We start from the raw sequence: 20,763 nt of genomic DNA, 5'->3' as shown, positions 1-20,763 counted from the left end.
AAACCTACCCTGCCAGTGATCACTGGTTTTAAACGCCACATCACTTTCATTTCTAATCGATCGCTGTAAAATCCGCGCCTTGTTTTAATCTCAAACCTTAAGCAGCCTATTTTTGATGATCGATCTCAATCTACTGCCACTCTATTTAACCACTGTTATCGCCCTACTGCTTATTCCTGGTCCAGACATGTTATTGATAGCCAGTTCTAGCTTAAGTTACGGTAAAAAAGTCGGTGTCTACGCCAGTTTTGGCAATGCGACATCGGGGCTTATTTTGACATTGCTGGCGGCAATGGGCGTTTCTGCACTAATAGCAGTTAATCCATTAGCTTTAGAGCTACTTCGTATATTAGGCGCGGCTTACCTATTGAAAATGGGGTGGGATTGTATTAGCGCCAGTGCAGCCGACGCGCCGCAAATAGAGCAAAATAACAATCTTGCTAAGCTGCTCTATCGCCGCGCGGTAATGAGTAATCTACTCAATCCTAAAGCATTGATCTTTTTTGTACTGTTTCTACCGCAATTTGTCTCGACTCAACTAAATGCCAGCTCGGGTGAACAGATGTTAGCGCTTGGACTACTGCTAAATGTGATGGGATTATTGTTTAACCTATTGCTGGTGGCTATGGTAGGAACCTTAGGTAAGCCACTATTGAAAAATGACAAGTTTAGAACTTATCAAAACAAATTTATGGGCGTTATCTTTTTTGCATTAGCAATATGGCTATTGGCCTCACAAGTGCAAGGCATTAGCTAATTCTTAACTATTAGCCTAAATCAATTACCGAAAACTAATAGCGTGCGCCAGTACAAAAATGGCTACGGAAAATGTTCTCCGTAGCCACTATTAAATCCCACTTATTCCTTTTATATCTCGTGCTTATCTCTATCTGTACCGTATTCAACAATAGTGTCTCTATACAGTTTGAGCAAGGCTTGATCTTTTACCGCTACGCCAATCCGTTGATGTGCATGATCTTGCCATTCATCATGCAAGTATTTTCTATCATCAAACTTTTGTATGGTGTGCCCTTCTGCAGGGCCGTCGGTGACAACCCGTATAGGCCCTTCGCGCAGGGTAAACAGTGTCGGATCGATAACATACGCTATCGCAGATGGATCGTGAACATGACATCCCTCAAGCCCCACCTTTTCTGAGTAGAACTTAAGGTAATAACGGCTAATATCCCAGATAAATTGACCCACTTCGCCCGCATCATCACGCAATCTATCTAGATATTCACGGGTAAAGAAGCTCTCTTCGGTGACATCTAAGCCGATGACCACTACTGGCCATGAAGCGGTAAACACCTTGTCCGCGGCATGGGGATCGTCATGAATATTGGCCTCTGCATAAGGAGTAACATTGCCACGATGATCATTAACACCAAATGCACCGCCCATCACGACCACCTCTTTAACGAGGGAGACTATTTCGGGTTCAGCCTCTAAGGCTAAAGCCAAATTAGTAAGCGGACCAACGGCAACTAAAGTTATTTCACCAGGTTCGGCTTTAACAGTGTCGATGATGTATTGATACGCTGGCCGCGGATCGGCTTGGGTGGTTAATGTCTTCGGCGCATGTACATCACCAAAACCTGTTTCACCATGAACAACGACCGTTGGACCGACTGGTGGACGAACGATCGGTTTAACCGCACCTTTAGCCACATCAGCACTAAAACCATATTTTTCTTTTAAAAATAGTGCATTATGTGTCGCATTATCGATTGTGGCATTCCCGTAAACAGTAGTTATAGCCTTTAGTTCAATCTTTGGATGCGCCTCGGCAAACAGTATTGCCATTGCATCATCGATCCCAGGATCGGTATCGAGAATTATTTTATTTATCATAATCTAACGTTCCGTTAGGTCACTTAGTTGAAGGACTCTTAATTGAAGAACATGTAACTGAGGCATACTTTTTATATAGTGAAAGATACCAGCACCACAATCTAACACCAATTAAGTTAAATACAGTGACCTTGCTTTTAACCTAGTTCAAAATTGACAGGTCAAATATAAAAAGGTGAGCCATACCACTTATCGTTACGTATATACTGAATCGACGGCCTGATGGGATATCCATTTATGTTAGATAAGAGTCAATTGAGTGCTGGCATAGCAAAATCAAATCAAGATGTTGAAATAGCTAAGTTTGATGCTTTAGCCCAAGAATGGCGAGATCCCAAGGGCAAGTTTAAGCATGTATTAGCCTTTAATAGCATCCGTTTAATGGCAATAGAAAATGCTATAGCGGTCCATTTTCAACGCGATCTCAATCAAGATATTCCGTTTAAAGGATTAAAGATCCTCGATATTGGCTGCGGCGTCGGTCTATTATGTGAGCCTCTGGCGAGCCAAGGGGCCGATGTCATCGGAATCGATGCCAGTGGGCATAACATTACCCTGGCACAACGCCATGCCCAACAATGGTCCATAAAAGTCGATTATAAACATTGTCTTGCACAAGATCTTGTCGGCAGTGAACAGCAATATGATGTGGTATTAAATACCGAAGTAATAGAGCATGTCGATGATCAACAGCAACTAGTGGATACCTGTTGTCGATTATTAAAACCATCAGGCTTACTGGTGATGGCCACGCTTAATCGCACCTTAAAGTCTTATATTATTGGCATTATTGGTGCCGAATATGTAATGAGATATCTCCCCAAGGGCACCCATGACTGGAATTATTTCGTTAAACCCCAAGAGATAGCGTCGATGATCGCTCCCCATGGATTAAAGACCATTACCGTCGAAGGAATGGCTTTTAATCCACTTACAGGACGATGGAAAATCACCAATAATCCAGATGTTAATTACCTGCTTTATGCCCAAAAAACCACAGATGTGCGCTAGATTTGTAGCAATAGAAAGCTAGATATTCACCACATAAATCATTATATGCCCAGCTAATCCCACTGTTCTACAAGACCAAACCGCCCTTTTCACTTATGATTGCTAGCAATAACACGGGTTATTCCTCATAAAGTTTAGCCAAATTAACGTAAGTCTATTTAGGAAAAATCATGGCAAAAATTGAAGTCATTGTCGGTACAACACTGGGCAGTGCGGAATATGTGGCTGATGAATTAGCGGCTCAATTAGAAGCATTAGATCACGAAATAACGGTACATTTAACGCCTGAACTTAACGATATCGACCCCAAATGTCTTTGGTTAATCGTATCTTCTACTCATGGTGCGGGCGATCTTCCAGACAATATTCAGCCATTTTTTGAAGAAATAGAGGCTAAAAAACCAGATCTCAGCCGAACTAAATTTGCATTATGCGCGATCGGAGACTCGAGCTACGACACTTTTTGCCAAGGCCCTGAAAAATTAGTTGAAGCGATCGAAAATTGCGGTGCACAAGTCTATGTGGATAAGATCCAAATTGATGTGCAATATGATCCCATCCCCGAAGAACCCGCTCAAGCTTGGTTAGCAGCTTGGCAAGATCATCTTTAACGATCTTTTATCAGTATAACCACCTTAACAACCCACAGATTAGATCTATCTTATCCACATATTACGATCTTAAATGATAAATATGTGGATAAGGTATTATTTGATCATGATCTAACTCTGTATTATTCACCGCCCGATCCGACCAAAGATCCACCTTGTGGATAAGTAGGCGATCTATCCCCAAGCTTACGCAAGTTAGATCGCGATCAGATCACAGGATCGAAACGCTGTTAATTACTGATTTACATAAAAAATTAGGGTTATCCACCGAAAACAGCGATCCTAATAGTAAACATAATAAAGGATCTATATAAAGATCTTAAGATCTATTAAGCAGATCCATTGGAGATCGAAAGACCTAAATTGATCTTTCACCAAATGCCTTCCAAGTGCTAAAATACTCGGCTACTCGTTGAGTAATTTGTCGATAGTTAACTATCAATTTCTACTTTCAATTTCGATACAGGTTTTTATCTAAGGTACTGTGATGCATTTTCATGAGCGGTTCGATGTAATTGTTGTTGGTGGCGGTCACGCTGGGACCGAAGCAGCATTGGCATCTGCTAGGATGGGGTCAAAAACATTATTATTGACCCATAACATAGATACCTTGGGACAGATGTCCTGTAATCCAGCTATCGGTGGGATCGGTAAAGGCCATTTAGTTAAAGAGATCGATGCCTTAGGCGGTGCAATGGCAGTTGCTACCGATCATGCCGGGATCCAATTTAGAACCTTAAATTCCAGTAAAGGACCAGCGGTTAGAGCTACTCGTGCACAAGCAGATAGAGCCCTTTATCGCGCTAAGATCCAACAGATCCTCCAAAACCAACTCAATTTACGTCTGTTTCAGCAATCGGTAGACGATCTGATTGTTGAAAATGATCGGGTTGTTGGTGTTGTTACCCAAATGGGATTAGCTTTTGAGGCACCAGCCGTAGTGCTAACTGCTGGTACGTTCCTCAGTGGCAAGATCCATATTGGTTTAGAAAATTACAGCGGCGGTCGTGCTGGTGATCCACCATCGATATCATTGGCGCATCGTTTACATGAATTACCCATTCGTGTTGGTCGTTTAAAAACAGGTACGCCACCACGAATCGATGCTAATACGATTAATTTTGATTTGATGTCAGAGCAAAAAGGTGATGACCCATTACCTGTGATGTCATTTATAGGTGATGTAAAAGATCATCCTCGCCAAGTGTCCTGTTATGTGACCCATACTAACGAGCGTACTCACGATATTATTCGTGGCGGACTAGATAGAAGCCCAATGTATTCAGGTGTGATAGAAGGAATTGGTCCCCGTTACTGCCCTTCTATCGAAGATAAGATCAATCGTTTTGCAGATAAAACATCGCATCAGATCTTTATTGAACCAGAAGGCCTAAATACCACAGAAATTTACCCGAACGGAATTTCTACTAGCTTGCCTTTCGATGTGCAGCTAAATCTTGTTCGCTCTATCCAAGGTATGGAAAACGCCCAGATTATTCGTCCAGGCTACGCAATTGAATATGACTATTTTGATCCTCGCGATCTTAAAAACTCATTAGAAACCAAATCGATAAATGGTTTGTTCTTTGCTGGACAAATCAACGGTACCACGGGCTACGAAGAAGCTGGCGCACAAGGTTTACTTGCTGGTATGAATGCGTCATTGCAAGTGCAAGGTAAAGAATCTTGGTGTCCACGTCGTGATGAAGCATATCTAGGCGTCTTGGTTGATGACCTATCAACTCTTGGAACCAAAGAACCCTACCGTATGTTTACTAGCCGTGCGGAATACCGCTTATTGCTTCGTGAAGACAATGCCGATCTGCGTTTAACCGAGAAGGGACGTGAAATAGGCTTAGTTGATGATGAACGTTGGGCTAAATTTAATGCTAAGCGTGAGGCGATCGAATTAGAACTTCAGCGTCTGCGCAGCCAATGGATCCATCCAAACTCTCCTTTGGTTGATGAACTTAACCCACATTTGAAAACGCCGATCACTCGTGAAGCGACGTTTGAAGAGTTATTACGTCGTCCTGAACTCGATTATCCTAAATTAATGGGGATCGAAGGATTTGGTCCTGCAATCGAAGACCCACGTGCTGCAGAGCAAGTGCAGATCCAGGTTAAATATTCGGGGTATATCCAACGTCAACAAGATGAGATCGATAAAGCGATTCGTAACGAAAAAACCTTAATGCCACAAAATCTTGATTATCAAGAGGTTCCAGGTTTATCAAACGAAGTGATTGCAAAGCTTAATGACCATAAACCAGAAACAATTGGTCAGGCATCGCGTATTTCAGGCATTACCCCTGCTGCTATTTCGATTTTGCTGGTTCATCTTAAGAAGCGTGGTTTACTCAGAAAGAGTGCCTAAATTCATAGCGTAAAATTGTTGTTCGCCTAGATGAGTGGCCTTGGTGCTTCCCATCTAGGCTTCTCGGCTTCATAATATCCCATTGTTTATCGAGGATACCTCTGTGTTATCAGTCCAATTAGATACTTATTTAGCCGACATTAATATGACGGCCACGCCAGAGCAAAAGCAAAAGTTGCTCGATTTTGTTGCTATGCTCGCAAAATGGAATAAGGCCTATAACCTGACTTCGGTAAGAGATCCTGAGCAGATGTTGATCCGTCATATTATGGATAGTCTTGCAGCGAGTAAGCATCTTGTTGGTGAACGTTTTATTGATGTTGGAACCGGGCCCGGATTGCCTGGAATTCCTTTGGCAATTATGAATCCTGATAAAACCTTTGTGTTACTCGACAGTTTAGGTAAACGGATCCGTTTTCAGAAACAGGTTCAGTTTGAGCTAGGGATCAATAATATTAGTTCAGTTGAAAGTCGCGTTGAGGCTTATCAACCAGAAGAAAAATTTGATGGGGTACTGAGCCGCGCATTTGCATCAATTGAAGATATGTTGCATTGGTGTCAGCATCTACCTAAAGACAATGGTTGTTTTTATGCGCTAAAAGGTCAGCTTGGCGATGATGAGATGGCACAAATTCCTGAAGGATATAGTGTTACCGATGTGTTTGAATTGAAAGTCCCTCGTCTTGAAGAACAGCGCCATTTGCTTAGAGTGGTCAAAAACTCACAAGCGTAACGCCAATAGAGTTGCATTATTAAACCAGTTCAAGCAATTTGATAAAACAATAAGCGTATCGAATCAGCTAACGTGAAGACAGGATAATATTTTGGGTAAAGTGATAGCTGTAGCCAACCAGAAAGGTGGCGTAGGAAAAACAACTACTTGTGTTAATTTAGCGGCATCTTTGGCTGCAACAAAGCGCAAAGTTTTACTTATCGATCTTGATCCTCAAGGCAACGCAACCATGGGTAGTGGCGTCGATAAATACAACGTCGAAAATACCGCTTATGAACTGTTAGTCGAAGAAAAGAGCTTCGACGAGATCGTTTATCGAAATACCGCTGGAAAATATGATCTGATTGCCGGTAATGGCGATGTGACGGCGGCTGAGATCAAGCTAATGGAGTTTTTTGCCCGCGAGATCCGTTTGCGAAATGCGCTTGCTCCTATCAAAGATGATTATGATTATATTTTTATCGATTGCCCGCCTTCACTCAATATGCTGACGGTCAATGCTATGTCTGCTGCTGATTCGGTGTTAGTGCCTATGCAGTGTGAATATTATGCCCTAGAAGGGTTAACGGCGTTGATGGATACCATCAGTAAATTGGCGGCTATGGTTAATCCGGGTCTTTCAATCGAAGGGATCTTGCGTACTATGTATGATCCGCGTAATCGATTAGCAAATGATGTGTCCGATCAGCTAAAGCAGCATTTTGGCGATAAAGTGTATCGGACTGTTATCCCTCGTAACGTCCGATTGGCCGAAGCGCCCAGTTTTGGTGCACCTGCCATGTATTATGATAAATCGAGCGCCGGTGCTAAAGCTTATCTTGCGTTAGCGGGTGAAATTATTAGACGTGCAGAGCAACATTCTAAGTTACAGCAAGCTTAAGGAAAAATTGATGACACCGAAAAAACGTGGCTTAGGCAAAGGATTAGATGCGCTATTAAGCACTAGCCATGCAGCTTCAAAGCAAGTAGCGTCCCAAGATGCTGCTGACACAGCTGATAATAATACTGAAGAGCTGAAGATGATCGCGGTTGACCTGCTTCAACCTGGTAAATATCAACCTCGTAAAGATATGTCTCCTGAGGCATTAGAGGAGTTAGCTGAGTCTATTCGTACCCAAGGGATCATTCAGCCTATCGTTGTTCGTCGAGTTTCTGATAAAGGGTATGAGATTATTGCCGGCGAACGTCGCTGGCGTGCTTCGCAGTTAGCAAGCTTAGAAAAAGTTCCTTGTATCATTAAGCAAGTCCCCGATGAATCTGCCGTAGTTATTGCTTTAATTGAAAATATTCAACGTGAAGATCTTAATGCTATGGAAGAAGCCATCGCATTAAATCGCCTTATTGAAGAGTTTGATCTGACTCATCAACAAACGGCTGATGCGGTGGGTAAATCTCGTGCGACTGTTTCAAATTTATTACGTTTGAATAGTTTAAATGAAGCGGTAAAGCGTATGTTAGAGCACGGTGATATTGATATGGGGCACGCTAGAGCGTTACTTGCCGTCTCAGGAGATGAACAAACTACACTGGCTAGATTAGTGAGTGCTAAAGAGCTAACTGTTCGTGAAACTGAACGTTTAGTTAATAAAACCTTAAATCCACCTGAAATCGTCGATAAACCAGCAAAAGATCATGATGTTGCCCGTTTAGAGAGCCAGTTAATTGAAAAATTAGGGGCCAAAGTTTCTATTACCCATAACAAAAAAGGTAAGGGAAAAATGGTTATTAACTATCAGAATTTGGCTGAATTAGATGGTATTATTGAAAAAATCCGCTAAAAATCCCACGTTAACGTAATATTATGTAACTTTGTGACATCTGTTAATCTTCTACTTTTAGACTTTTGGCCTAGATCACGTTAAAAGTCTCTATTTTTACTTACCTTAAACTTGCTTTGGATGTGCGAAAAGGTATACTTTCGCAAGCTTTTTGTACCTCGTCATTGATTGGATAACTGAAATTCAGTCATAGAAACAAAAAGTATGAATGCGGAGAAGATGAATTGAGCAAGGTTTTAGCACGTCGTGGCCGGTGGTCAGCCTATAAGTTGGTGATGATGCAGGCGGCGGTGGCTGGGGGTGTTTCAATTGTCTTTTTCGCCGTGTGGGGAGCTCAGTTTGGATTATCTGCGTTAGCAGGTGGTGCAATCGCTGTACTTCCTAATTTTGTATTCGCAACCCTCGCTTTTTCCCACACGGGAGCAAGCTCTGCAGGAAAAGTGATGAAAACTTTTTACTGGGGGGAAGCGGTAAAGTTGCTGTTAACCATAGCAATGTTTTCGTTAGTGTTTATCAATCTTAAGGTCGTATTTATGCCGCTTTTTGTTTGTTATATATCAGCGTTAATTGTGCATTGGACAGCTCCTTTATACTTCAAGCAAAGTTAAGTGGGATGAATCATGTCTGCAACAGGTGAAGCGTTAACACCGCAGGGCTATATCCAGCACCATCTTACCAACTTACACGTTGGCGAAGGGTTCTGGACATGGCACGTTGATTCGTTGCTCTTTTCGGTTGGTCTTGGCGTATTATTCCTATGGATTTTTCATAGTGTTGGCAAAAAAGCGACTACCGGTGTTCCTGGCAAACTTCAGTGTTTTGTCGAGATGATCGTTGAATTCGTTGATGGCAGCGTGAAAGAAACCTTCCATGGACGTAATCCTGTCATTGCTCCTCTAGCTTTAACCATTTTTGTCTGGGTATTCATGATGAACTTCATGGATATGATTCCTGTTGACTGGATTCCATCACTGGCAGCTGCTGCTGGTATCCCTTACTTGAAAGTGGTTCCAACTACTGACTTAAACATCACCTTCAGCTTAGCTATTGGTGTGTTCTTGCTGATTATTTACTACAGCATAAAGGTCAAGGGCGTTTCAGGGTTCGTAAAAGAACTTACGTTAAATCCGTTTAACCATTGGGCAATGATACCCGTCAACTTCCTACTAGAATCAGTTACCCTTATCGCTAAGCCTATTTCATTGGCACTGCGTCTATTCGGTAACTTATATGCTGGTGAGTTGATCTTCATCCTTATTGCGCTGATGTATGGTGCCAATATGGCGTTATCCGCTCTAGGTGTGACATTGCAGCTAGGTTGGTTAATATTCCATATTTTGGTTATTACCCTACAGGCGTTTATCTTCATGATGCTTACGATCGTGTATCTAAGCATGGCTCATGAAGATCATTAAGGATTGCCGAAGAAATTTTTTTAAGCTAAATCACTAACTAACTAAAGATTTAGAATACTGGAGATAGAGATGGAAACTGTATTAGGCATGACAGCTATCGCTGTTGCTCTACTGATTGGTATGGGTGCTCTAGGTACCGCTATCGGTTTCGGCCTACTAGGTGGCAAGTTCTTGGAAGGCGCTGCGCGTCAACCAGAAATGGCTCCTATGCTACAAGTTAAGATGTTCATTGTTGCTGGTCTATTGGATGCGGTAACCATGATCGGTGTAGGTATTGCACTATTTATGCTGTTTACTAACCCACTGGGTGCAATGCTGTAATCAACGCTTCTGTCTTTAATCTAACTAGGAGGCTGTTGTGAATATCAACGCTACCCTAATCGGTCAGACGGTTGCCTTTATTATCTTCGTGTGGTTCTGCATGAAGTTTGTTTGGCCCCCTTTGATGAATGCCATCGAAGAGCGCCAAAAAAGGATAGCCGACGGTCTAGCTGATGCTGATCGTGCTGTAAAAGACCTTGAGTTGGCACAGGCGAAAGCCACCGACCAACTAAAAGAAGCTAAGGCAACTGCTAACGAAATCATTGAGCAAGCTAATAAGCGTAAAGCTCAGATTGTCGAAGAGGCCAAAGCCGAAGCAGACGCTGAGCGCGCTAAAATTATCGCTCAGGGTAAAGCAGAAATTGAAGCTGAACGTAATCGCGTGAAAGAAGACTTGCGTAAGCAAGTTGCTTCTCTAGCCATCGCTGGTGCAGAGAAGATCCTTGAGCGTTCGATTGATGAAGCCGCCCACAGTGACATAGTTAATAAACTAGTTGCTGAAATTTGATAAGGGAGTTGAGTTATGGCTGAAATAACCACCATCGCTCGTCCTTACGCAAAGGCAGCGTTTGACTTTGCTCTTGAAAAAGATGCAGTAGATAGTTGGGCAGAGATGCTTGATTTTGCAGCTCAAGTCAGTGAAAACGAGACGATGAAGCCGCTACTGTCTGGCGCATTAGCCAGTAACCAGCTTGCAGAACTTTTTATTAAAGTTTGTGGTGAGCAGGTCAATGAGCAAGGTCAGAACCTGTTAAAGGTAATGGCTGAAAACGGTCGTTTGGAAGTACTTCCTGCTGTGTATGAACTCTTTCATGAGTTACGCAATGAGTGGGCTAAAGAGGTTGAAGCACATGTTGTTTCTGCCACTGAGCTTAACGCAGAGCAACAACAGCAAATAGGTGCTTCTCTAGAGAAACGTCTCACACGCAAAGTTAAGCTGAATTGCAGCGTAGATGCCAGCCTTGTCGCTGGTGTAATTATCACGGCAGGCGACCTAGTCATTGATGGCTCGGTCAGCGGTAAACTAAACCGTCTGTCTGAAACGCTGCAGTCGTAATTGGGAGTTTGAGCATGCAACTGAATTCCACTGAAATCAGCGATCTGATTAAACAGCGGATCGAGCAGTTCGAAGTCGTTAGTGAAGCTCGCAACGAAGGTACTATCGTTGCAGTAAGTGACGGCATCATCCGCATCCACGGCCTAGCCGATGTGATGCAAGGTGAAATGATCGAACTGCCTGGTAACCGTTTCGCAATCGCGTTGAACTTAGAACGTGATTCTGTCGGTGCCGTAGTTATGGGTCCTTATGCCTCTTTGGCAGAAGGTCAAAAAGTTAAAACAACTGGTCGTATCTTGGAAGTTCCAGTTGGCCGTGGTCTATTAGGTCGCGTAGTCAACACTTTGGGTCAACCGATCGACGGTAAAGGACCTATCGATAACGATGGTTTCTCTCCTGTTGAAGTTATCGCACCAGGTGTTATTGAACGTAAGTCAGTAGATCAGCCAGTGCAAACTGGTTACAAAGCCGTTGACTCTATGATCCCAATCGGTCGTGGACAACGTGAATTGGTAATTGGTGACCGTCAGACTGGTAAAACAGCGCTAGCGATCGATGCCATTATCAATCAAAAAGACTCTGGCATTAAGTGTGTGTACGTAGCGGTAGGCCAAAAGGCTTCTACTATTGCTAACGTAGTTCGCAAACTTGAAGAGCACGGCGCATTGGCTAACACCATCGTTGTTGTTGCAACCGCTTCTGAAGCTGCTGCACTACAATACTTGGCGCCATATTCTGGCTGTTCAATGGGTGAATACTTCCGTGACCGCGGTGAAGACTCACTAATCGTCTATGATGATCTTTCTAAGCAAGCAGTTGCTTATCGTCAGATCTCATTGCTACTTAAGCGTCCTCCAGGACGTGAAGCATACCCAGGCGACGTTTTCTATCTTCACTCTCGTCTACTAGAACGTGCTTCACGTGTAAACGTTGAGTATGTTGAGAAGTTCACTAAAGGCGAAGTTAAGGGCCAAACTGGTTCTCTAACAGCACTGCCGATTATTGAAACTCAAGCGGGTGACGTATCTGCATTCGTACCGACCAACGTAATTTCGATTACCGATGGTCAGATCTTCCTTGAAACTGACCTATTTAACTCAGGCCTACGTCCTGCTGTTAACCCTGGTATCTCTGTTTCTCGTGTTGGTGGTGCTGCGCAGACTAAGATCATCAAGAAACTGTCTGGCGGTATCCGTACTGCACTAGCACAGTATCGAGAGCTTGCGGCGTTCTCTCAGTTTGCATCTGATCTTGACGATGCAACTCGTGCTCAGCTTGAGCATGGTGAGCGTGTTACCGAACTAATGAAGCAAAAGCAATATGCGCCAATGAGCGTAGCCGATCAGTCTGTGTCTATTTTCGCAGCTGAAAAAGGTTACCTAAAGGCCGTTGAGCTAAACAAGATCGGTGACTTCGAAGCTTCTTTGCTCTCTTACATGAACAGCGAGCATGCTGACCTAATGAAGACTATCAACGAGACTGGCGATTACAATGCCGATATCGAAGGTGGTTTGAAGGCTGGCCTCGACAAGTTCGTAGAAACCCAAACCTGGTAAAGACACAGAGGTGTCTTAAGGCACCTCAGGTCCAGATTGGAGAGTAAAGATGGCCGGCGCTAAAGAGATTAAAACCAAGATCGCGAGTGTTCAAAACACTCAGAAGATCACATCTGCGATGGAAATGGTTGCAGCCAGCAAAATGCGCAAAGCGCAGGAACGCATGGCAGCGAGCCGTCCATATGCAGAAAATATGCGTAAGGTGATCGGTCACGTGGCGCAAGGTTCTCTCGAATATAAGCATCCTTATTTGGAAGTGAGAGAAGCTAAGCGGGTTGGTTACATTGTTGTATCAACCGACCGTGGTCTTTGTGGTGGTCTGAACGTCAACCTTTTCAAAAAGGTTGTCGCAGACGTGAAGAAGCAACGTGAAGCCGGTGCAGAAGTTGAATTCTGCCCAATTGGTGCACGAAGCGTACAATTCTTCAATAGCTTTGGTGGTAAAGTGTCTGCTCATGCTTCAGGTTTAGGTGATGCTCCAAAGCTCGCCGACCTGATAGGAACAGTACGCGTAATGCTACAAGCTTACAACGAAGGCACACTTGATCGTCTGTATGTGGTATTTAACAAGTTCGTTAATACCATGAGTCAGACGCCTGTGATCGAACAGCTGCTACCTTTGCCTAAGTCAAAAGATGATGAGATTGCTCATCACTGGGATTACTTATACGAACCAGATCCAAGAGAAATTTTGGAGACTTTATTGGTTCGCTATGTGGAATCTCAAGTGTATCAAGGTGTTGTCGAAAACATCGCATCTGAGCAAGCGGCCCGAATGGTTGCTATGAAAGCTGCGACTGACAATGCTGGTGAGCTTATCGATGACTTGCAGTTGGTCTACAACAAAGCCCGTCAGGCTGCGATTACGCAGGAACTGTCGGAAATTGTTTCAGGGGCCTCAGCAGTTTAGGCTGGGTAACGAATAAAAGTTTAGAGGATTAATCATGAGCACAGGTACTGTTGTCCAAGTAATTGGCGCGGTTGTGGACGTTGAGTTTCCACATGATGCCGTACCTCAGGTTTATGACGCTCTAGAGATCAAAAGTGAAGGCTTGGTGCTGGAAGTTCAGCAGCAACTTGGTGGTGGTGTAGTTCGTACCATCGCTATGGGTACTTCAGATGGTCTGCGTCGTGGTCTTGAGGTAGTAAATTCTGGTTCACCTATTTCTGTTCCGGTTGGGGCTGCGACCCTAGGCCGTATCATGAACGTATTAGGTCAACCTGTTGATGAAGCGGGCCCAATTGGTGAAGAAGAACGTTATGTTATTCACCGTGAAGCGCCTTCATATGAAGATCAGTCAAACACTACTGAACTTTTAGAAACTGGTATCAAGGTTATCGACCTTGTTTGTCCGTTTGCTAAGGGTGGTAAAGTAGGTCTGTTTGGTGGTGCGGGTGTTGGTAAGACAGTTAACATGATGGAACTGATTAACAACATCGCTAAAGCGCACTCTGGTTTGTCAGTATTCGCTGGTGTAGGTGAGCGTACTCGTGAGGGTAACGACTTCTACTACGAGATGGAAGAGTCTGGTGTTCTCGATAAAGTGGCCATGGTTTATGGTCAGATGAACGAGCCTCCAGGAAACCGTCTACGTGTGGCACTTACTGGTCTGACTATGGCCGAGAAGTTCCGTGACGAAGGTAAAGATGTTCTTTTCTTCGTTGATAACATCTATCGTTACACCTTGGCGGGTACGGAAGTATCTGCACTGCTAGGCCGTATGCCATCAGCAGTAGGTTATCAGCCAACATTGGCTGAAGAGATGGGTGTTCTTCAGGAACGTATTACTTCAACTCGAACTGGTTCTATTACTTCAGTTCAAGCGGTATACGTACCTGCGGATGACTTAACGGATCCGTCACCAGCAACAACCTTCGCTCACTTAGATGCGACTGTTGTACTGTCACGTAACATTGCTTCTCTGGGTATTTACCCAGCGGTTGACCCATTGGATTCGACTTCTCGTCAGTTAGATCCATTAGTTGTTGGTCAAGAGCATTATGACGTAGCAAGTGGTGTACAAACCGTACTACAACGTTATAAAGAGCTGAAAGATATCATCGCGATTCTAGGTATGGACGAATTATCTGATGAAGATAAGACCACTGTATCTCGTGCTCGTAAGATTGAAAAATATCTTTCTCAGCCATTCTTCGTAGCTGAAGTATTCACCGGTTCTCCAGGTAAGTACGTTTCTCTAAAAGACACTATCCGTGGCTTTAAGGGACTATTGGAAGGTGAGTTTGACCACATTCCAGAGCAAGCGTTCTACATGGCAGGTTCAATCGATGAAGTTATCGAGCGAGCTAACAAAAAATAATCGGGCCTAGGCTTGGTATTTTAAGGAGAACGGATGGCAGCCATGACAGTACAACTTGATATTGTAAGTGCAGAAAGTAACATCTATTCAGGCCTTGTAGCACACCTACAAGTCACTGGTAGTGAAGGTGATCTAGGTGTTATGCCTGGTCACGCTCCTTTACTTACACCTATCAAACCTGGCATGGCGCGCATCGTCAAGCAAGATGGTAAAGAAGAAGTGTTCTATCTTTCGGGTGGTATCCTGGAAGTACAACCTTTTTCAGTATCCGTATTGGCTGACGTGGTATTGCGTGCCGAAGAGATTGATGAGCAGGCAGCTGTAGAAGCCAAGCGTCGTGCAGAAGCCCATATGGCTGATGCAGGTGCAGACTTTAACTATGCCGCTGCAGCGATTGAATTAGCTCAGGCTATCGCTCAATTGCGCGTTGTAGAAACCATCAAAAAGAACATTGCCAGATAAGGTTATTGTTTGATGATAAAAGGCGCCTCAGGGCGCCTTTTTTGTATCTGAAATCAACAGCAATGAACAGCTGGAACGTGATATATATAAATCTTTCATTTTTAGAGTGATGCTACTCTGTGTTCATTAATTTATTTATGTTTGAAGCGAGCTTTCAATGCAGGACATACTTATTATTGTTAATGATGCTCCTTATGGTTCAGAGCGATTGTTTAATGCCCTGCGTTTGGCAATACAGCTCAATGAACAAGAGTGTACACCAGTTAAGGTAAGGCTATTTCTGCTGTCTGACGCGATAACTGCGGTACTGCCTAAACAAAATCCCAGTGAGGGTTACAATATTCAGCAGATGCTAGAAATCGTAATAGCCCAAGGTAGTGCCGTTAAATTTTGTGGATCTTGTATGCATGCCCGTGGTTTAACTAAGCTTGCTGTTATCGACGGTTGTCAGGTCGCGACTATGGATGATCTAGGGCAATGGGTATTAGATTCTGATAAAACAATTACTTTTTAACGACTAATCCTGCTATCTAGCCTTTATTGTCGACTTGGTCGCTTTTAAATGCCTGATCTATTAAAATCACCTCCACAAAATTGACCTTCTTATTAAATAGCATTAGCTCAAGGATAAACCCATGGCACTGAATGTAGTGATTTTGGCCGCAGGCAAGGGAACCCGCATGCGCTCAGATCTTCCTAAAGTTCTTCACCCTATAGCGCACAAAAGCATGGTTCAGCATGTGATAGACACAGCGCACCAAGTGGGAAGTAACGCTATTCAGTTGGTTTATGGTTATGGCGCCGATAAGCTGCAAGCAAGCTTAGGCGAGCAGCAACTTAATTGGGTATTACAAGCGGAGCAATTAGGAACGGGTCATGCGGTGGCGCAAGCCAACGATAATATTAATGATGACGATACCGTACTAATTTTATATGGTGATGTGCCATTAATTCAGGCATCGACGCTGAATGCACTGTTAGCGGCGCGCGATGACAATGGCCTAGCTATTCTTACTGTTAATCTACCTGATCCTACTGGCTATGGCCGCATCGTACGTGAAGCCAGCCAGGTGGTGGGTATTGTCGAGCAGAAAGATGCTAATGCCGAGCAGCTTAAGATCAACGAGATCAATACTGGTATTATGGCGGCACCAGGTAAACAGCTTAAAGATTGGCTCGGTCAGTTATCATCGGACAATGCCCAAGGGGAATACTATCTCACCGATATCGTAGCCATGGCTCACCGCGACGGTGTAGTGATTACCACTGCGCAACCGCAGTCGGCTATTGAAGTAGAAGGTGCCAACAACCGCATACAATTAGCACAATTAGAGCGTGCCTATCAGGTTCGCGCAGCTGAAAAATTGATGCTTGAAGGCGCAAATCTTAGAGATCCTGCCCGTATCGATATTCGCGGCGATGTTAGCGTGGGTATGGATGTGATGGTCGATGTTAATGTTATTTTCCAAGGTAAAGTGACCATAGGTAATAATGTCACCATTGGTGCCGGCGCAATTTTGATTGATTGTGAAATTGCTGACAATGCCGAGATTAAGCCTTATTCGATTGTCGAAAATGCCATTGTCGGTGAAAAAGCCAGTGCCGGACCATTTGCTCGTCTGCGCCCCGGTGCTGAGCTAAAGCGTGATGCTCATATTGGTAACTTCGTTGAGATGAAGAAGGCGGTATTGGGTGAAGGTTCTAAAGCGGGTCATCTTGCCTATATTGGTGATGCGCAAATTGGCGCAGGGGTTAATATTGGCGCGGGAACCATTACCTGCAACTACGATGGCGCGAATAAACACCTTACTGTGATTGAAGATAATGTATTTGTCGGTAGTGATACCCAGTTAGTTGCACCTGTCACTATAGGCAAGGGCGCAACCTTAGGGGCTGGTTCTACCATTACTCGAGATGTTGCGGCAGATGAGTTAGTCATCACCCGTGTTAAGCAACGTCATTTAACGGGATGGGCTCGTCCGGTTAAGAAAAAGAAGTAAGTTTCAATCGATGAAATAAAGCGACCTTAGGGTCGCTTTTTTGTTGCTATTACACTTTGTTAATGATGATCACATTTACAATGTAAATAGCCGTAAATAGGTTTGAATGGAAACGATTCTCATTTATATTTCTCGCAACTTTAGTTTATTCCTGTTTTGTTGCGAGGTTTTCATGTCTGTCAAAGGTTCTCCATTTGCTTATTCAACTATCGGTTTAGCCGTTCTGGCGGCTATTGCTAGTACCATAGCTGTTGCTGATGAAGCTGCAAATTCTATTGTAGATGCCAATATTGAACGTATTACGGTTACTGGACGAACCTTTAACGATTATAAAGTCGGTGCTGCGTCGGGAGCGATGCGCGGCGATATCAATTTAATGGACACTCCACAATCAGTTTCAGTGATCCCTAACTTTGTTACTGACGAGCAACTAGCGACTAATTTGTCAGAAGTGCTAGTTAATGATTCGAGTGTTACTAGCGGCAGCGAAAAGTGGAATCGTCAGGTATTCAATATTCGTGGATTTGAGTTATCTTCAGGCTCTGGTTTTTTAATCAATGGTCAGCAACAGTGGTCTCACTACGTACAGCCGATTGAGACGTTGCAACAAGTTGAAGTGCTTAAAGGTCCATCAAGTATGTTGTATGGCCAATCTGGCCCTGGCGGATTGATTAACATGGTGACCAAGAAGCCTACCTATGACACATTTTTCGATGTTGGTTTTGATACCGATGAGCATGGATCTACCCGTTACCAAGTCGATGTGGGCGGCTGTTTAAATGAAGATAAAACGATTCGTTATCGCAGTGTGTTGGTTAAGCAAGACACTCAATACTTTAGGGAATATCAAGATGGTTCTAGTCAAGAGCGAGATCGTTGGTTAGGTTACTTGAATCTAGAGTTTGATATTACCGATGATCTATTACTGTCACTTAAATACGATCACACTCAAGACAAGACGGGGATTGACCGCGGTGGTTGGCTTAATAGCGATGGTGAGTTGATCGGTGGCGAAGATATTATTTGGGATATGCCATGGGCCTTTACCGATAATACAGTATCAAACTTGGGAGCCGAGCTAACTTATCACATCAGTGATGATTGGAAAGTGAAAGCGGGTTACAACGATCAGCAGTTTAATCGTCAGCGTTTAGATTCGTCGCCAAGTTTAGCTAAAGGTTCTGAAGATCCATTCAAAGACGGTTATACCATCAGCCCATTCGACCGCTATGATGACTGGCAGCATAAGACAGGCTTTATCGATTTTACCGGTGATTTTAGTACGGGGAGTTTCGACCACAAATTGTTAATCGGTGCCAATATGCTGGATTACTACTATGGCCAACTAAAAGATTCTGGCAAAAGAGGACAACCAGTCATGCCTGGTCAACCGTTGCCAAAACCCGATCTTGATTACCATAATGATCCTGATGGTAAATATGAATCCGAATACAAACACTACGGCTTCTATATTCAAGATTTAATGACCTTAAATGATCAGTGGCAGTTGTTAGCGGGTGTACGTTATGACGAGCAGAAAAAAGAGGGCGCGGGTAATAACAGCTATGCCGTATCACCAAAGTTTGGCGTGATCTATTCGCCAGCCGTTAACGGTAGCATTTACGTTAACTATTCAAAAAGCTTCACGCCGCAGGGGATGGTGAATGATCCTGAAGATGTGAACGATCAGATGAACCTGGATCCCGAATATGGTGAGCAGTATGAGATCGGTACCAAGTGGGAGCTATTTGATGGTAGCTTGCTGTTAACGGGTGCTGTTTTTGATATTACCGTTTCTAATGTCACCGTCAGGCAAAATCTTGAGGTGCCTAATGACGATGGTGATAAAACTATTACTAACCAAAGTGGTGAGCAACGCCACAAAGGGTTCGAAATGGGCGCGCAGGGCCAAGTCAGCGATAGCTGGTTTGTGACAGGTTCTATGATGTATTTAGATGCCGTTTATAATACGGGTGACGCATTAGATGGTAAGACGCCAGTAGATGCGCCTGAGTGGTCTGCTAATATCTGGACCCGTTATGAAATCACTGAAGCATTAGCATTTAACTTTGGCGCCGTGTATGTCGGTGAGCGTTTTGCAAATACTCAAAATACCATTAGCAAAGATAGCTATGTTCGTTTCGACATGGGTGCTGCTTATTCCATGGATGTGATGGGCAGCGATGTTAGCGTGCGTTTGAACGTTAAAAATCTATTCGACACTGACTACTTAGCGGGTGGCACCAATACCGATGTGACAGTAGGAGAAGGGCGACACTTTGGTTTAGCGTTAGAAGCTAAGTTTTAAACATGTTGTAAGCCAAAGCATACTCATGAGCCTCTATCTTTCGATAGGGGCTTTTTTTGGGAAATTTAGCCAAAATGAGTTTCGATGCTGGTAAAAAAGTTTCGTTTCACTATAATGCACCTTTCGAAACGAAAGTTATGTGAAAAGTTTTATGAACAAACGAAATACACAACAGCGCCGACATAGCATTATTGCTATCTTAAACCAGCAAGGTGAAGTGAGTGTCGATGAGTTGTCTAATCGTTTTGAAACCTCTGAAGTCACTATTCGAAAAGATCTTGCTGAGTTAGAAAAAACCGGTTTATTACTACGCCGTTATGGTGGTGCCGTAGCCATTCCTGATGAAGTGACCCAACAGTTCAGTGCCAAAATTACACCCAATAAGTTGTCCATCGCTCTGGCTGCCGCCAAGCTAATAAAAGATCATAACCGTATCATTATCGATAGTGGCAGCACGACCTCTGGCATAGTGCAGCAGCTAAATGATAAGCGTGGTTTGGTGGTGATGACCAACGCGCTGCAACTGGCTAACTCAATACATGAGCTGGAAAATGAACCAACACTCTTGATGACTGGCGGCACTTGGGACCCGCATTCGGAATCATTTCAAGGCCAAGTGGCGGAGCAGGTATTGCGCTCCTATAACTTCGACCAGCTATTTATTGGCGCCGATGGTATCGATTTAGCCCGTGGTACCACCACATTTAACGAACTGACAGGCCTGAGCAAGGTGATGGCTGAAGTGTCTCGCGAAGTTATCGTGATGGTGGATTCAGATAAAATTGGTAAACGTATTCCCAATTTAGAGCTCGCTTGGCAGCAGATTAGTGTGTTGGTGACTGACGACAGAATAGAGCAAGCAATCGTTAACAAAATTACAGAGCAGGGTGTTGAGGTGATATTAGCGCCCTATTCAAACGAACTTTAGTTTTTAATATTTATTAAGTGTAGGAATAGAT

21 protein-coding genes are annotated in these 20,763 nt (G+C 43.6%); 20 read left to right on the top strand and 1 reads right to left on the bottom strand.

Annotated elements, in window-relative coordinates:
- Window positions 1-115: 115 nt before the first annotated feature.
- Window positions 116-757, top strand: a complete 642-nt coding sequence (locus K0I73_RS19010) for a LysE family translocator (RefSeq protein WP_220062563.1) — start codon at window positions 116-118, stop codon at window positions 755-757.
- A gap of 110 nt (window positions 758-867) precedes the next feature.
- Here the strand turns inward: K0I73_RS19010 and K0I73_RS19005 are convergent, their stop codons facing one another.
- Window positions 868-1,854: a nucleoside hydrolase gene (locus K0I73_RS19005; RefSeq protein ID WP_220062562.1), complete on the bottom strand. Its 987-nt coding sequence runs from the start codon at window positions 1,852-1,854 to the stop codon at window positions 868-870.
- Between the two features lie 237 nt (window positions 1,855-2,091).
- On the opposite strand from K0I73_RS19005, the gene ubiG reads away from it, so the two are divergent.
- From ubiG to K0I73_RS18910, 19 genes are all read left to right on the top strand, one after another.
- Window positions 2,092-2,865 (top strand): bifunctional 2-polyprenyl-6-hydroxyphenol methylase/3-demethylubiquinol 3-O-methyltransferase UbiG, encoded by a 774-nt coding sequence (ubiG, locus tag K0I73_RS19000; protein WP_220062561.1) that lies wholly within the window; start codon window positions 2,092-2,094, stop codon window positions 2,863-2,865.
- Between the two features lie 170 nt (window positions 2,866-3,035).
- Window positions 3,036-3,476 carry an FMN-binding protein MioC gene (gene mioC / locus K0I73_RS18995; protein ID WP_220062560.1) on the top strand — a complete coding sequence of 147 codons (441 nt, stop codon included), beginning with the start codon at window positions 3,036-3,038 and terminating at the stop codon, window positions 3,474-3,476.
- Window positions 3,477-3,963: 487 nt separating this feature from the next.
- Window positions 3,964-5,853 (top strand): tRNA uridine-5-carboxymethylaminomethyl(34) synthesis enzyme MnmG, encoded by a 1,890-nt coding sequence (gene mnmG, locus K0I73_RS18990; protein WP_220062559.1) that lies wholly within the window; start codon window positions 3,964-3,966, stop codon window positions 5,851-5,853.
- A gap of 103 nt (window positions 5,854-5,956) precedes the next feature.
- Window positions 5,957-6,586: a 16S rRNA (guanine(527)-N(7))-methyltransferase RsmG gene (gene rsmG / locus K0I73_RS18985; protein WP_220062558.1), complete on the top strand. Its 630-nt coding sequence runs from the start codon at window positions 5,957-5,959 to the stop codon at window positions 6,584-6,586.
- Between the two features lie 91 nt (window positions 6,587-6,677).
- Window positions 6,678-7,466 carry a ParA family protein gene (locus K0I73_RS18980; protein ID WP_220062557.1) on the top strand — a complete coding sequence of 263 codons (789 nt, stop codon included), beginning with the start codon at window positions 6,678-6,680 and terminating at the stop codon, window positions 7,464-7,466.
- A gap of 10 nt (window positions 7,467-7,476) precedes the next feature.
- The gene (locus K0I73_RS18975; protein ID WP_220062556.1) at window positions 7,477-8,364 is read left to right on the top strand and encodes a ParB/RepB/Spo0J family partition protein; all 888 of its coding nucleotides are present in this window, start codon (window positions 7,477-7,479) and stop codon (window positions 8,362-8,364) included.
- 224 nt (window positions 8,365-8,588) lie between these two features.
- Window positions 8,589-8,972: an ATP synthase subunit I gene (locus tag K0I73_RS18970; RefSeq protein ID WP_220062555.1), complete on the top strand. Its 384-nt coding sequence runs from the start codon at window positions 8,589-8,591 to the stop codon at window positions 8,970-8,972.
- A 12-nt stretch (window positions 8,973-8,984) separates the two neighbouring features.
- The gene (gene atpB, locus K0I73_RS18965) at window positions 8,985-9,779 is read left to right on the top strand and encodes a F0F1 ATP synthase subunit A (protein WP_220062554.1); all 795 of its coding nucleotides are present in this window, start codon (window positions 8,985-8,987) and stop codon (window positions 9,777-9,779) included.
- A 69-nt stretch (window positions 9,780-9,848) separates the two neighbouring features.
- On the top strand, window positions 9,849-10,100 hold the full coding sequence (gene atpE, locus K0I73_RS18960; RefSeq protein WP_011639455.1) for a F0F1 ATP synthase subunit C: 252 nt from the start codon (window positions 9,849-9,851) through the stop codon (window positions 10,098-10,100).
- 37 nt (window positions 10,101-10,137) lie between these two features.
- Entirely contained in the window at window positions 10,138-10,608 is a 471-nt protein-coding gene (gene atpF / locus K0I73_RS18955) for a F0F1 ATP synthase subunit B (RefSeq protein ID WP_220062553.1), read from the top strand.
- Window positions 10,609-10,623: 15 nt separating this feature from the next.
- On the top strand, window positions 10,624-11,157 hold the full coding sequence (gene atpH, locus K0I73_RS18950) for a F0F1 ATP synthase subunit delta (RefSeq protein ID WP_220062552.1): 534 nt from the start codon (window positions 10,624-10,626) through the stop codon (window positions 11,155-11,157).
- A gap of 14 nt (window positions 11,158-11,171) precedes the next feature.
- On the top strand, window positions 11,172-12,713 hold the full coding sequence (gene atpA, locus K0I73_RS18945) for a F0F1 ATP synthase subunit alpha (RefSeq protein ID WP_220062551.1): 1,542 nt from the start codon (window positions 11,172-11,174) through the stop codon (window positions 12,711-12,713).
- A 49-nt stretch (window positions 12,714-12,762) separates the two neighbouring features.
- The gene (gene atpG / locus K0I73_RS18940; RefSeq protein ID WP_220062550.1) at window positions 12,763-13,623 is read left to right on the top strand and encodes a F0F1 ATP synthase subunit gamma; all 861 of its coding nucleotides are present in this window, start codon (window positions 12,763-12,765) and stop codon (window positions 13,621-13,623) included.
- 34 nt (window positions 13,624-13,657) lie between these two features.
- Window positions 13,658-15,034 (top strand): F0F1 ATP synthase subunit beta, encoded by a 1,377-nt coding sequence (atpD, locus tag K0I73_RS18935; protein ID WP_220062549.1) that lies wholly within the window; start codon window positions 13,658-13,660, stop codon window positions 15,032-15,034.
- 33 nt (window positions 15,035-15,067) lie between these two features.
- Window positions 15,068-15,496: a F0F1 ATP synthase subunit epsilon gene (locus K0I73_RS18930; protein ID WP_220062548.1), complete on the top strand. Its 429-nt coding sequence runs from the start codon at window positions 15,068-15,070 to the stop codon at window positions 15,494-15,496.
- A gap of 157 nt (window positions 15,497-15,653) precedes the next feature.
- Window positions 15,654-16,010: a DsrE/DsrF/TusD sulfur relay family protein gene (locus tag K0I73_RS18925; protein ID WP_220062547.1), complete on the top strand. Its 357-nt coding sequence runs from the start codon at window positions 15,654-15,656 to the stop codon at window positions 16,008-16,010.
- A gap of 121 nt (window positions 16,011-16,131) precedes the next feature.
- Window positions 16,132-17,496 (top strand): bifunctional UDP-N-acetylglucosamine diphosphorylase/glucosamine-1-phosphate N-acetyltransferase GlmU, encoded by a 1,365-nt coding sequence (glmU, locus tag K0I73_RS18920; RefSeq protein ID WP_220062546.1) that lies wholly within the window; start codon window positions 16,132-16,134, stop codon window positions 17,494-17,496.
- 172 nt (window positions 17,497-17,668) lie between these two features.
- The gene (locus tag K0I73_RS18915; RefSeq protein ID WP_220062545.1) at window positions 17,669-19,804 is read left to right on the top strand and encodes a TonB-dependent siderophore receptor; all 2,136 of its coding nucleotides are present in this window, start codon (window positions 17,669-17,671) and stop codon (window positions 19,802-19,804) included.
- A gap of 151 nt (window positions 19,805-19,955) precedes the next feature.
- A complete protein-coding gene (locus K0I73_RS18910) occupies window positions 19,956-20,732 on the top strand; it encodes a DeoR/GlpR family DNA-binding transcription regulator (protein ID WP_220062544.1) in 777 nt (258 codons plus the stop codon).
- Window positions 20,733-20,763: the final 31 nt, after the last annotated feature.

The sequence above is a fragment of the Shewanella mesophila genome, from assembly GCF_019457515.1.
Classification (GTDB): domain Bacteria; phylum Pseudomonadota; class Gammaproteobacteria; order Enterobacterales; family Shewanellaceae; genus Shewanella; species Shewanella mesophila.
Note: the sequence above shows the minus strand (reverse complement) of the source record. Positions and strands in the feature narration are given on the sequence as shown.